The sequence below is a fragment of the Burkholderiales bacterium genome (assembly GCA_036262035.1).
Lineage (GTDB): Bacteria > Pseudomonadota > Gammaproteobacteria > Burkholderiales > SG8-41 > JAQGMV01.
Map to the genome: position 1 here is coordinate 211,199 of DATAJS010000009.1, position 13,320 is coordinate 224,518.

Genomic DNA, 13,320 nt, shown 5'->3' on the forward strand with positions numbered 1-13,320 from the left:
ATGTCCGGCCGGATGCGCCAGTTCTGGTCGGGCATCGCGATGCTGCTGGCGGCGTGCGCCGCCGCGGCGCAGCCCGACAGCGCCGCATTCGTCCTGCGCGACTTCCTCGGTCGCGAGTGGCGCGACGAGACCGTGCGCTTCAATCTGGGGGCCGCGCAACTGAAGCAGATGGAAGCCGGGCGCGCGCTCGTCGGGCCCGACGGCGCCGTGCCGTATCAGCGGGTGCAGGCCGAGCAGGGCAACGCGGCGCAGATCGAGTTCCAGGCGAACCTGAAGCCGTTCTCGACGAGCACCTATCGCTTCGGCGACGCTCCGGCGTCCAGGCGCACCGACCTGCGCGTGGAGCAGACCGCGGACCGGGTGCGTATCTACAACGAGCGCATCGGCGTTTCCGTGCGCAAGCGTCTTGCGCCCGGAGAAGGCCCGATCGAGGCAGTGAAGCTCGGCGCGCGCAAGTGGCTGGGCAAGTCGAGGCTTGCCCATGCGCCGGTGCGCTACGCCGTCGACGTGCTCGCGGAGGGCCCGGTGCACGCGCAGCTTCGCTGCCGCGTCACGTTCGCCGACGGCGGCGTGTGGACGCTGACGCTGCGAGTCGAGGCGAACGAACCGGTCGTGCTGGTCGACGAGACATTCTCCGGTGCGAACACGTCTTTCGACGTCGTGCTGAACGAAGGCTACGCCGCGCAGCGCATTCTTTACAGAAACGGCAAGGGATTCCCGGGCGACGCGAACGCGGTCGGTCGGCTTGCGACCGCGCCGACCGAAAGTTCCGGACAGGATCCGGTGTTCATGCTGGAGCCGTGGCTGCATTGGTACGAGCGCGTCCGACAGGGCACGTGGTTCGGTCTCTACAACGACGCGGAGCCCGAGTTGCTCGCCATCGCCGCGCGCGACCCCGCGGCGTGGATCGACGCGCGGAAAAAGCCCGAAGCACGCGTGCCGGTGCAACTGCCGCTCACGCGCGCGGGCGGCGAGCTGCGCTGGTCGCTGCCGCTGCGCGAGGGCGAGCGGCGCTGGATGTTCATCGCGGCCGACCGCGACGCGAGCCTCGCGCTGCTGAACGACAAGACGCCGCGTTCGGGGAACGTCTCGATGGTGAGGGCGCCGCTGCCGCAGCAATACCAGATCAAGCACGGCGACTTTCCGCTCGACCGCGTCAAGGATTACGTGCTGGCCTGGCCGGATGACGGCCGCGCGGAAGGGGGCGCCGTCGTCACGGCGGAGGACCTGAAGCGCTGGCGCGCCCGCTGCAAAGCCGATGCGGCCGCCGTGCCTCGGCTTCCGGCCGAAGCCCTGTCTCACTTCAACCTCGACGCATTTCTGCCGAACTATCTCTGTACCGAGGATCCCGCGCTCGGCAAGCGCCTGGCGGCGGCGCTCGCGACATGGATGCAGGAGAGCGTCGACATGTTCCTGCATCAGGGGGCGCTGATCACGATCGGTTTCGCGCCGCATCAGCAGGTCACGATGCTCTCGACCGTCAACCTGTTCGAGGCGATGCGCGACAGCGTTCACGTCTCCCCGGACCTGCGCCAGCGCTTGCGTGCCCAGCTCGCGTTTCTGGCCTACACCGTGAACCGCGAGGACTACTGGTCGCCCGAGCGCGGCTTCGCGGCGAACCCGAACATGAGCACGATGGTCGCGGCGTATCTGTCGAGATTCGGCGCCGCATTGCGTACCCATCCCGCCGCGCCGGCCTGGATCGCCAAGGGTATGGCCGAGCTCAGGACCGAGCTCGACACCTGGTCGGACGAGAACGGCGGCTGGCTCGAGGCGCCCCATTACGCGATGGTGTCGTACGACTACATGCTGGCCGCGTTCATGGCGGCGCATAACACCGGAGTCAACACCTACCTGTACGACCCGAAGATGAAGCGGGTGATCGAATGGCTGGCGAAAATCTCGACCCCGCCGAACGCCGCGCTCGGCGGGCATCGCCATCGTCCCCCGATCGGAAACACGTACGTGCGGGAGCCATCGGGAGAGTTCGGCACGATCGCGTACCTCTGGAGAGGGCGCGACCCGAAGTTCGCTTCCGAGATGCAATGGATGTATCGGGCGCAGGGCTCTTTCCCCACGCCCGGAATCGGCGGCTTCTTCGCGTCGCTCGCGGGGTTCAGGGCGTTGCTGCTCGATCCCGCCGTTCCGGAGAGCCCGCCCGGATACTCGAGCGAGATGTTCCCGAAGACGGGCGTGATCCTGCGCAGCGGATTTCCGTCTGCTCGCGAGACCCAGCTTCACATGATCGCCGGCACGAATCACGCGCATTACGACCGCGATTCGGGCAGCTTCACGTTGTGGGGCAAGGGCAGGGTGATCGCCGACGATTTCGGCTATTACGGCTACGCACCGGGCGAGGATCACAGCATGGTCGTATCGCCCAAGGCCTCCGACCGTGAGCTCATGATCGTGAACCGTTTCGCTCCGTCGCCGGACGTCGACTACGTGAGGGGAACCAAGGGAAACGCGTGGGACCGCCAGATCGTTTTCGTCAAGGACCGCGATCCGCTCGGAGCGAACTATTGCGTCATCCTGGATACCGTGTCGGACGGCCCGCAGGCAATGTGGCGCGCGTGGTTCACCGCGAGCCGCATCGCGGGCCGCGAGCAACGGTTCACAGCCGAGGGCGGAGATGACGTCGACACCGACATCTTCTTCCTCCTCCCGCCGGCGGGCAGCATGGCGATCGAAGAAAAAACGCGGACCAGCTGGGGTCTCACGCAAGGGAAGTACGGCCAGGCGACCACGACCCAGCGCGGACTCGTCGGGACGGTGGGCGCGCGAAACGTCGTCGCCACCGTCCTCTATCCGCGCCTGAAGACGCAAGCGCAGCCGGTGTTCACCGCGATCGCCGACGGCAACGGCGTCAAGATCGAGACGCCGCAGGGTACCGATTACGTATTCGCCGGCCGCGAGACCTTCGCCTACCGCGACGCGGCGGTTCAGTTCCAGGGAACCGTCGGCGCAGTGCTGACGCGCGGCGGGGCGCGGCGTCCATGGCTCGGGGCGGCCGGTCGCCTCGCGGCCGGCGGCAGCGTGCTCACCCAATGACGCAGTCGGCGCCGGATACGTCCACGCCGGACGGGGACAACGGCCGCCTGCGCCCGCTGCGCGGCCATCGCCTGCTGCTGGCCGAGTGCTTCGAACCGCTCGTGCGCATCGCGGCGTGGTTCGGCGTGCTCGCCGGTCGCAGCCGCTTTCCCACCGAGATGAAGCTGCGCGGAGCGCTGCTCGGCGGCGCGTCCAGCGGCTGGAGGATCGGGCGCAACATTCAGTTCGCCGGGGCGTTCGAACGGTTTCGTTTCGGCGAGGGCGTCGTGCTCTACGGGAACACCTATCTCGACGCGCACGGAAAGGCCGGCACCGTGACCATCGGCGCACGCTCGCACGTCGATCAATTCTGCGTGCTCTACGGCCAGGGCGGCCTCTCCCTGGGCCCGGACTGCGCGATCGCGAGCGGCGTAGTCATCTACAGCCAGTCGAACCAGGACCTGCTGCGTGACGGCACACCGGTGACCCGGCAACCGCCCCGCTACGCAGCGGTGCGCATCGGAGACGCCGTGTGGATTGGGGCAAAGGCGTGCATCCTGCCTGGAGTTTCGATCGGCGCGGGCAGTATCGTCGGCGCCGGATCCGTGGTGCTGCACGACATACCGGCTGGATCGACGGCGTACGGCGTTCCCGCCAGGATCGCCGGGCAGCGACAGCGCGATTCCGCGACATGAACACCCCGAAGATTCTCTATTTCACTCCCGGCTGTTTCGACAAGGGAGGCATCAGCCGCTACAACCGCTTTCAGATCCGCGCCCTGAGGGAGATCGCGGGTGAAGCCAACGTGCAGGTGTTTTCTCTGCTGCCGCGCTCCAAGGACGACCTCGAGGAGCCGTTCGACGTCGCCTGGGCGCCGGTGAGCTCGAGCCATACGCTGAACAAGCTCGACTTCAGCGCGCGCGTCGCGCTCCGCGCGCTACGGTCGAAACCCGACGTCATCTGGGTTGCCCACGTCTACATGTCGCCGCTGGCGGTAGGTCTGGCGAGGATGGTGAAGGCGAAGACCGTCCTCAACACCTACGGACTTGAAGTCTGGAGCGGTCTGTCGCCGCCGAGGCAGCGAGGCCTGAGAGCATGCGAGGAAGTCATCGCCGATTGCCGCTTCACGGCGCGCTACCTCGAGGACTCGGGATACCGCGCGCCCGACAGCGTGAAGGTCATCTGGGATACGGTCGACGTGAGCCGCTTCACGCCCGGCTTGCCACCGCGCTCGGTGGTCGAGAAATACCGCATCCCCGACCCGGCCGCGCACGTCAATCTGCTCACCCTCGGCCGCATGTCACGAGGCGCCGATCACAAAGGCTATCGCAGGCTGCTCGAAGCGTTCGCGCTCGCCGCGCCTCGCGTGCCGGAGCTGCGTCTCGTCTACGGCGGCAGCGGCGAGCTGGTCGAAGTGCTCCGCGAGCGAGCGCACGCGCTCGGCTTCGGCGATCGCGTTCACTTCACCGGGTCCGTCCACGAGGCCGACCTCCCGGACGTCTATCGGTGCGGCCATATTTTCTCGCTGGTCAGCGACCGCAGCACCGGCAGGGGAGAAGGCGTGCCCGTGACGCCGCTGGAAGCCGCGGCGTGCGCGTTGCCGATACTCGTCGGCAACCAGGACGGGTCGCCCGAAGCGGTCGAAGCAGGCGGCAACGGCTACGTGCTCGACTCGTTCGATCTGCCGGCGCACGCGGAGGCGATCGTCGAGCTGGCGAGATCACCTGAGTCGCGCAGCCGGATGGGAGCTGCGGGTGCGCGCAGGGTGAATTCCGAATTCTCCTATAATACGTTCCGCGATAAACATCGCGCGTTCCTCGAGTCCCTGTCTTCCCCTCCGTCATCGCCGTGAACACAGCGCATAGGTTCTATCCTGTTGCCGAGCCCGATATCGGCGCTCTCGAAGAACGCTATCTGCTCGACGCTTTCCGCTCGGGCTGGATCTCCTCGCTGGGCGAATACATCGGCCGGTTCGAGCAATCGTTTGCCGCGTTCTGCGGGGCGGAGCACGGTGTCGCGGTGTCCAACGGCACCGTAGCCCTGCAGCTCGCCCTCCTCGCGGCAGGCGTCGGTCCCGGCGACGAAGTGATCGTGCCGCCGCTCACGTTCGTCGCCACCGCGTCCGCGGTCCGTCACGTAGGCGCGGTGCCGGTGTTCGCGGACTGCGAGCCGGACATCGGAACCCTCGACGCACGCGAGGTCGAGAAAGCGCTGTCGGCGCGCACCAAAGCCATCGTCCCGGTGCATCTCTACGGTCATCCGGCGGACATGGATCCCATCATGGCGATCGCGCGCGACCGCAACCTGGTCGTCATCGAAGACGCGGCCGAAGCGCACGGCGCCCTCTACAAGGGCAGGAAAGTCGGCGGCATCGGCCACATCGCGACGTTCTCCTTTTACGGCAACAAGATCATCACGACCGGCGAAGGCGGCATGGTGGTCACCGCCGACGCGCGCGTCGCCTCCAGGATCCGGTTCCTCAAGGATCATGCGATGGATCCGGCGCGTCGCTACTGGCACCCCGAAGTCGGCTATAACTTCCGCATGACAAACCTTCAGGCCGCCGTCGGTTGCGCGCAGCTGGAGCGCTTCGAAGAAATCACGTCGAAACGCCAGCGCGTTCAGGACGCCTATCGTTCGCGCCTGGAATCGAGCGGGACGATGGCCATCAATCCCGCGAAGGCGTGGGCGCGGCCCGTGCCGTGGCTGGTCTGCGGCGTACTTGCGCGGGACAGCCGGCCGCGCGACGAGTTCGCCGCCGAGCTCCGGAAGCGCGGCATCGACTCGCGCCCTTACTTCGGGCTGATCTCCGACATGCCGCCGTATGCCTCGGCCGCCGGCGGCGCCGATTTCCCGGTGGCGCGCGATCTTTCGCTGCGCGGATTGAACCTGCCGAGCTCGACGGCACTCGACGACCGCAGCGTCGGCGAAGTGTGCGCGACGATCGCGGACCTGTTGGTGCGCGATGCGCCGGCGCCGTCCCGCAGCAGCGTCGGCCGCTGAGCGTCTCCCCACCGCGGTGCGATCGACGTGAGCGCGCCGGCGCGAGGTCAGTGCGACGTGCTGTTGGTGCAAAGGTCGGACGCCGCGGGCTACCCGCCGACCCTCAACCAGGCGAACCTGCTGGCGGAGGCGGGCCTGCGCGTCACGCTGCTGGACGGCGGTGCCGCCCCCGGCGCGCTGTCCAGTCTGCACCGCGATGTCCGGCTGGTGCGGCCGCTGCTCGATGGCGGCATATCGCAGACCGTGGCTTTCGTGCGCGCGACCCGGGCGTGGATGCGCGATTCCGGCAGCCGGGTCTGCATCGCCTACGACTCGGCGGCGTGCGCGATCGTCGGCTCGACGGCATTCGCCGGCCGCAAAATCCTGCACTTCCACGAACCGCCGAACGACTTCAGCAAAGCATGGACGTGGCGCACCAGGTGGCGGCACGCGTGCTACGACGCGCTCTCTACGCGCGCCGCGCGCTCGGCTGACGTCGTCTCGATGCCCGATTCCCACCGCGCCGCGGTATTCCACAGGGAGAACGCGCTCCGAACCGCGCCGGTCGTGATCGAGAACTATGCGCGGCGCATGGAGACGCTGCCGCAGGGGCGGCTGAAAGCCGAGTTAGTCGCGCGCGGCATCGAGGCACGGCACATCGTCCTTTTTCAGGGCTCGGTCGCGCTCAACTACCATGCCGACGACATCGTTCGCTCGATGCCCCACTGGCCGCAGCGATCGGTGATGGTGTTCGCAGGTCCGGTCGAACCGTCATTACGCCGTGTTCTCGAGACGATCGCCGCGGACAACGGCTTGCTCGACCGCGTGGTCTTTCTCGGGCGCATCGCATATCCCGACGTGCTCGGCTATACCGTCGACGCCGATCTCGCGCTCACCTTCGTCAAGCCGGTTTCCTTCGGGTTCACGTACTCCGCGGGCGCCTCGAACAAGCGCTTCGAAGCCATGGCGTGCGGGGTGCCGCAAATCACGAACGCGGTGCCGGGAGCGGCCGATCTGGTCGAGGGGCGCGGCGTCGGCGCCTGCATAGACGATGCGACGCCCGAGCGGATAGGGCACGCAGTGCGCCGACTTCTCGAGGACGAGCCGGCCCGGCTTGCGATGTCCGCCGCGGCGCGGCGCCACCATCTCGCGGAGCTCAACTACGATGCGCGATTCGCCTGGCTCAAGAACCGGATTCTCGCGTGGTCCAGCGGAGCGAGATGAACCCGCGCGCTCTGAAAAAAGGCCTCGCCGCGACGGTGCTGACGCGCGCCGTGCTGTTCATCGGGCCGCTGCTGCTCGTCCCGGTTTACGTGTCGCGCCTCGGCGAGGCCGAGTACGGCGCGTGGCTCATCATCATGAGCCTGACGGGCTATCTCGCGCTCCTGAACCTGGGCATCGCGCAGACCGTCGCCGTGGAGACGGCCGCGGCGCATGTGGCGAGCGACGGTGCACAGCTCTCGCGCGTGCTGTCGACCGCGTGGATCGCGTACTGGATAGCCATCGGCATCGCGGCCGTCGCCCTGTGCGCCGGCGCGGTGATCGCGTACGTTCTCGGTTTTCGTCTGCCGCTCGATCAGCTCACGGCAGGCGCGATCTCGGCCACCGGTTTCCTCCTCGCGCTGCCGCTTCAGCTGTTCACGGTGACGCTGCGCTCCACCCAGCGTGTGCACGAGGAGCAGCTGATCGTCACGAGCGTGACCATCGCACGCTACGCGGGTCTCGCCGCCGCGCTCGTCGCCGGCTGCAGGCTCGTCGGGCTGGCCATCGTCAATGCAGCGTTCAGCGTCATCCCGGGCACGCTCGCGCTGCTGCGGCTGCGCTCGCTCGTTCCCGGCCTCGTGATCGCCCGCGCGAGGTTCGACCGCACGTTCGCGCGGCAGCTGCTCGCCCCGTCGTCGGCCTACTGGGTGCTTTCGCTCGCGGCGATCTTCGTGTTCGGCATCGACAGTCTCGTGATAGCGGCATATCTGGGACCGGAATATGTGCCTCGTTACGCGGTACCGATGCAGCTGATAATGGGCTTGCAGGGGGTCATCGCCATATTCGCCGCGGTAGCGCAGCCGCAGATATCGGCAGCCTTCGCGCTCCACGATATTCGCCGGCTCAAACTGCTGCACGAGCTGTTGCTCGGCATTTCCCTGCTCGCGGGCGGCGGCGCGGCGCTCGTCCTGTGGATGACCGGCGAGACGCTCATACCCATGTGGGCGGGCAGCGGAATCTTTCCCGGGGACGCGGCGTTTTTCTTCATGCTGGTTTTCTTCGTCGTCCAGGCTTCACTGGGCCCGGCCGATGTACTGCTGCAGGCGTCCGCACAGCATCAGCGGTATGCGGTGATGTCGGTCGCGGAAGCGATATTGAACGTGGCGCTTTCGATCTGGTGGATACAGCTATGGGGCTTGACCGGCGTGATCGCCGCCACCGTCTGTGCGCGGCTGGCGACCAATGCCTGGTATCTGCACTACAAGAGCTCGGCGCTGCTCGGCGTGTCGGCCGCCCGCGCCGTCGGCGCCCTGGTGCGGCTGGTCGTGATTCCGGTCGCCGCGGCGGCGGCCGCGGCGGAGCTCGTTCGCTTTCATGCGCACGCGCCTGTCGCCGCGTGGACCGCGCTGCCCGTCGCTCTTGCGGTATTCGTGCTTCTGGTCGGCGTCACGGGCCGGCAAACAGTGAGTCAGCTGTGGCGATATGCACGTTCGACGACGTGATCCGGGACAGGGGCGATGACTGACGCGGCAGGTACGGGCACGTGGTCGTGCGTAGAGGGCGGCGCGCTCGAAGTCGTTGCGTGCCCCGTTTGCGCGGAGACCGGCTGCAGCGCCGTATTGCGGCGGCCGGACGGACTCGACATCGTCGCGTGCCGGGACTGCGGGTTGTACTACGTCAATCCGCAGCCTACCCAGGAGGCGCTCGCCGCATACTACGCAGGCGGATACTTCGAAGGCGAGCACGATTTCTATCGCGGGCGCAGCTACTTCGAATCGCGGCTAGAGGGTCTCAACGCGGGAAGCCTGACCGGGTGGGATTTCGTGCGCGGCCGCTGCGGCGATCTTTCCGGCAAGGTGTTCATGGATCTCGGTTGCGCGAGCGGAGAGATGCTCGTGCTCGCGCGTAACAGCGGAGCAGCGGCGGTTCGCGGGATCGAGCTCGACGATAAGGCCGCGAATCATGGCCGCTCGGCCTACGGTCTGGACATCCGCATCGGCACGATCGAGAGCGAGCTGCACGAGGAAGGCAGCGTCGACGTCATAACCGCTTTCGACGTCGTCGAGCACCTGAAAGCGCCGCTGCTCGCGTTCCAGCGCATCGCCGCCGCGCTCAGGCCCGGCGGGCAATTCCTTTGCGGTACGCCGAATGGCGCGTGCATCGAACGCTGGGGCGCCGAGTGGATAGGCGCCGGGAAGGATTTCGAGCATCTGCTCTTTCCGCGGGCGGCCGACCTGCGGCGGATCGCCGGCAGCGTCGGACTCGAGCTCGTGCACCACGAGACCAGGGACAACCCGCTGCCGATGCGGGAGTACGCGCCCGGTGGCGACCGTGCCGCGCGGCTGTGCCGTCAGCCCGACGTGGTCGTTCACAACGCGCGGCAGAAGCTCAGGCTGCGATTTGCCGGAAGCGGTTGCGCCCATACGCTCTACGCGGCGCTGCGCAAGCCGGGGCAGCCAGGGGCGGATGCGCGCGCAAAGGTGCCGGGCACCCCGTGAAGATCTTCGTCGCCGGCCCGGACCACGGGGATTTCTTCACGCACAATGTCGCCGTGACGTGCAAGACGATGGGCCACGATGTGCGGCCTTTCCATGGGTTTCGCCCGGCGGGGTCGCTCGGCCGCGTCGGCCGCGTGATCGAAAGCGTGCGGGAGAGAGTGCGCGCGAGCCAGCTGCGGCTCGATCGTGCGGTCCTCGACGCGGCGGCCGCATTTCGGCCCAACCTCACCATCGTGTGCACGCGCACGCTCGAACCCGACACGGTCCGCATGATCCGCTCCCGGACCGGCAGCGCGGTGGTGTGCTGGTTCGGCGACGCGCCGTCGAACATCCGGCGTGACCACGTCGTGTCCGGCGAGTACGATGCGGTATTCCTGAAGGACAGGCGCTATGCCGACGACCTGCGCGACGTGCTCGGGCTGAACGCGCATCACCTGCACGAAGCATGCAATCCGATGTGGCATCGACCGAACACGGACGAGCGCGCCGGACATGTGGCGGTTGCCGGTACTCTGTACGGATACCGGGCGGCCGTCCTGCGCAGGCTCGTAGCGGCCGGTTGGGAGGTGCGCTGCTTCGGCCCCGCGCCCTCCGCCTGGATCGACCCGGAGATCGCGAAGCTGCACACCGGCGAGTTTCTCGACCATACGCGCAAGGCGCAGGAGTTCGGCCGCGCGCTCGCGTGCCTGAATACGTTCGCCCCGGCCGAGCGCGACACGCTCAACTGCAGGGTCTTCGAGACCTGCGGCTGCGGAGGGCTGCTCGTGTCGGAGCACAAGGCGGCGATGGATGATTGCTTCACGGAGAACGAGGAGTATCTCGCCTTTCGCTCGTTCGAAGAGCTCGACGAGCACCTCGGGCGCATTCGTCGCGACCCCGCGTTCGCGGAGCGTATCCGCGCCAACGCCGCGCGCAGGGCGCACTCCGAGCACACGTATCGCCAGCGGCTGGGCTACATCTTAGAAACGATAGGATCATGATACGACGCCGGGTGTTTCTGACCAATGCAGCGGCGATCGCCGCGGCCTGCTACATCGCAGCGCTGCCGCTCTTCGTCCTGTTCGCCGACGCCACGTATCCGCTGGCGGCGAGGCTGGCCGCGTGGCTCCTGTTCGTCGTCGGAACAGTGCCTACGGTGGTGTACCTGCGCGGCGCGCGCTCGTACGTGCCGGTGGTCGAGCTGGTCCAGCTTGCGTTCGTGAGCGCCTTTTCGCTGCCGGTCTTCTACGAGCGGGAGCTCGCTTTCTTCGCCCGAACGATCTATCCGGACACCGTACCGGTGACGGCGTGCATCCTGCTCGCGGTCGTCGCGGTCAGCGCGCTCTGGTGCGGCTACAAGCTCGGCCCGAACGTGTTCGCACGGGTGCCGCTTCCGCGCTTCCAGTTTCGCTGCGTCCCCGAGCGATTGTTCTATTACGCCATCGCGCTGGGTATCGCTTCCATGATCCGCACCGACTCCTTCGGGCCGTTCGAGCAGGTCGTGAACGCCGTCGCGTCGCAGGACCTCATCACCGCGCTGCTCGCGCTGCTCTTCTACAAGAAGGTGCTCGCGATGTGGCAGAAAGCTCTGGCGGTCGCCGTGGTCGCGGGATTCGTCGTGAACGGCATCTCCACCGGTATGACGCAGGCGATGCTTCAACCCGCGATGATCTGGTTCATCTGCCGCTGGATCGTCGTCAAGAAGCTCGAGATTTCGCTCGTCGTGGGAGCCGTCCTCGCGGTGATCCTCATCCAGCCGGTGAAGCTGCAGTATCGCGACATCGCGTGGACGACGACGACGCCGATGAGCCATACCGAGAAGGTCGCATTGTTCGGCGACCTGTTCGTGAAGCACTGGTTGGGGGCCGAGATCGGCAGCGCCCGCGTCTCCGCGTCGAGCGCGAACCGCACCAGCCTGCTCCTGCAGACCGCGCACATACTGGACTGGTCGCCGGAGGTCGTGCCTTACGAGAACGGACACACGTACATGTATCTCGTCGTCGGCTGGGTGCCGCGCTTCCTCTGGCCCGACAAGCCGATCGCACAGGTGGCGAACAACAAATATGCGCTGAACTACGGAGTGACGACGGAGGAGGGCATCGAGCGCACGATGTTCGGCGTCGGTGAGCTCGGCGAAGCCATCATGAACTTCGGAGCCGTCGGCGTCTTTCCGGTCTTCCTGATATTGGGCATCCTCACGTACATACCCTTGCGGCTGCTGACTCTGCCGAACTTCGAACGGCTGCGAGCCGAGCCGCTACACGCGGATCACATCGGCGCGCTTGCCGTGCTGGTCGCCGTCGTCGCGCGGCTCATCTTCATCGGCAGCAGCACCGCCGGCGTCTACGGCGGCATCGTCCAGCTCATCCTGGTCCAGGCGGCGCTGATGTACCTGTGCGCAGGCGACAAAAGCGCGGTCGCACGTCCCCGGGTGCGCGTGAGGCTGCGTTGACGGTCCGTGATTTCACGACGGCCGCGGCTTCGGACACCCAGGCCCCTCCACGGCCGCGGCGCGGCATCCGCATGCTCGTCGTCGAACCCGCCGGCAACCTCTGGGGGTCGGAGAGAGTCTTGCTCGACTTCCTGCATTGCGCGGCGCGCTCGATCGACATCGGCGTCTGCTTCCCGCGCGCCACTCCCATCGAGGCGGAGCTCGCGAGCCTGCCGGTGTCGCGCTACCCGTGGTTCATCGCCGATCTGCACAAGAAGACGCGCGTGTCGCGGGCGCTCGGAGCCGCCGGACTGATCCTGGCGGCGCTCCGGTTCCGGCCGAACATCATTTATGTGAACCAGGCCGGCGCTACCCGGATCGCCATGCTTGCTGCGCGTCTCCTGTCGGTGCCGATACTCGCGCATGTCAGACTCGCCGACGACGTCGACTACATCGCGCGGCTGGTGACGAGCCACGGCTTCGACGGCTGCGTGGTGGCTGTCAGCGACTACGTGCGAGACAGGTTTCGGGAGAGCGGCGCGATCCCTGAGGACCGCCTGCACAGGCTCTACGATCCTTACCGTTCGCGCGACGGCGCGGCGCGGCCGCATGAAGCCGGGCGCGGCCCGGCCGCTCCGCACTTCGCTTCGGTCGGCCGCATCGCGAGATTGAAGGGCCAGGACGTGCTCCTCGACGCGATCGCCGTGCTCAAGAGCGAGAACATCGAGGCGACCGTGGCGTTCGCCGGAAGCGCGCCCGACGGAGACGATTTCGCGACTCACCTGCAACGGCATGCGGTGCGACTCGCCATAGCGGAGCAGGTGCGTTGGGGCGGTTACCAGGCCGACGTGTTCGCGTTCGCGGCCGGCGCGCTCGCGTGGATATGTCCGTCCTGGCAGGAGTCGCTCGGCCGCGTCATCTTCGAGTCGCTGGAGGCCGGTTGTCTGCCGATCGCGTGGAGCGGCTCCGGCGGTCCGGCGGAAGTCATCCGTGCGAGCGGTGGAGGCCTGCTGTACGAACAACAGACCGGCGCGTCGCTCGCGCAAGCGATGAAGCAGGCGATGGCGCTCAGTCCCCACGAGTACGCACAGCGCGTCGAGCGGGGCCGTGCGTGGGTCGTCACGAACTGCGCTCCGCCCGTGTTCAGCCGGCGCATGCTCGAGATATCGCAAGCCATGGTCTGCCCGGTTTGAGCAC

10 protein-coding genes are annotated in these 13,320 nt (G+C 67.3%); all 10 read left to right on the plus strand.

Annotation, left to right across the window (positions count from 1 at the left end; translation table 11 throughout):
- Nucleotides 1-3,051, plus strand: a complete 3,051-nt coding sequence (locus VHP37_07000; protein ID HEX2826075.1) for a hypothetical protein — start codon at nt 1-3, stop codon at nt 3,049-3,051.
- On the plus strand, nt 3,048-3,725 hold the full coding sequence (locus VHP37_07005) for an acyltransferase (GenBank protein HEX2826076.1): 678 nt from the start codon (nt 3,048-3,050) through the stop codon (nt 3,723-3,725). The genes VHP37_07000 and VHP37_07005 overlap by 4 nt, the downstream gene beginning before the upstream one ends.
- Nucleotides 3,722-4,882 carry a glycosyltransferase family 4 protein gene (locus VHP37_07010; protein ID HEX2826077.1) on the plus strand — a complete coding sequence of 387 codons (1,161 nt, stop codon included), beginning with the start codon at nt 3,722-3,724 and terminating at the stop codon, nt 4,880-4,882. Before VHP37_07005 ends, VHP37_07010 begins: the two co-directional genes overlap by 4 nt.
- On the plus strand, nt 4,879-6,033 hold the full coding sequence (locus VHP37_07015; protein ID HEX2826078.1) for a DegT/DnrJ/EryC1/StrS family aminotransferase: 1,155 nt from the start codon (nt 4,879-4,881) through the stop codon (nt 6,031-6,033). The genes VHP37_07010 and VHP37_07015 overlap by 4 nt, the downstream gene beginning before the upstream one ends.
- A 66-nt stretch (nt 6,034-6,099) precedes the next feature.
- On the plus strand, nt 6,100-7,236 hold the full coding sequence (locus VHP37_07020) for a glycosyltransferase family 4 protein (protein ID HEX2826079.1): 1,137 nt from the start codon (nt 6,100-6,102) through the stop codon (nt 7,234-7,236).
- A gap of 35 nt (nt 7,237-7,271) precedes the next feature.
- Complete coding sequence (locus tag VHP37_07025; protein ID HEX2826080.1) at nt 7,272-8,717, plus strand: hypothetical protein; 1,446 nt, start codon at nt 7,272-7,274, stop codon at nt 8,715-8,717.
- A gap of 15 nt (nt 8,718-8,732) precedes the next feature.
- The gene (locus tag VHP37_07030) at nt 8,733-9,713 is read left to right on the plus strand and encodes a class I SAM-dependent methyltransferase (GenBank protein ID HEX2826081.1); all 981 of its coding nucleotides are present in this window, start codon (nt 8,733-8,735) and stop codon (nt 9,711-9,713) included.
- Entirely contained in the window at nt 9,710-10,693 is a 984-nt protein-coding gene (locus VHP37_07035; GenBank protein ID HEX2826082.1) for a glycosyltransferase, read from the plus strand. Before VHP37_07030 ends, VHP37_07035 begins: the two co-directional genes overlap by 4 nt.
- A complete protein-coding gene (locus VHP37_07040; GenBank protein HEX2826083.1) occupies nt 10,690-12,144 on the plus strand; it encodes a hypothetical protein in 1,455 nt (484 codons plus the stop codon). The genes VHP37_07035 and VHP37_07040 overlap by 4 nt, the downstream gene beginning before the upstream one ends.
- Nucleotides 12,141-13,316: a glycosyltransferase gene (locus VHP37_07045; protein ID HEX2826084.1), complete on the plus strand. Its 1,176-nt coding sequence runs from the start codon at nt 12,141-12,143 to the stop codon at nt 13,314-13,316. The genes VHP37_07040 and VHP37_07045 overlap by 4 nt, the downstream gene beginning before the upstream one ends.
- The last annotated feature ends 4 nt before the right edge of the window (nt 13,317-13,320 follow it).

What these genes read in the sequence shown, in the direction of transcription:
- VHP37_07040 (HEX2826083.1), top strand. Translation starts at nt 10,690, where the DNA reads ATGATACGACGCCGGGTGTTTCTGACCAATGCAGCGGCGATCGCCGCG.
- VHP37_07010 (HEX2826077.1), top strand. Translation starts at nt 3,722, where the DNA reads ATGAACACCCCGAAGATTCTCTATTTCACTCCCGGCTGTTTCGACAAG.
- VHP37_07030 (HEX2826081.1), top strand. Translation starts at nt 8,733, where the DNA reads ATGACTGACGCGGCAGGTACGGGCACGTGGTCGTGCGTAGAGGGCGGC.
- VHP37_07005 (HEX2826076.1), top strand. Translation starts at nt 3,048, where the DNA reads ATGACGCAGTCGGCGCCGGATACGTCCACGCCGGACGGGGACAACGGC.
- VHP37_07000 (HEX2826075.1), top strand. Translation starts at nt 1, where the DNA reads ATGTCCGGCCGGATGCGCCAGTTCTGGTCGGGCATCGCGATGCTGCTG.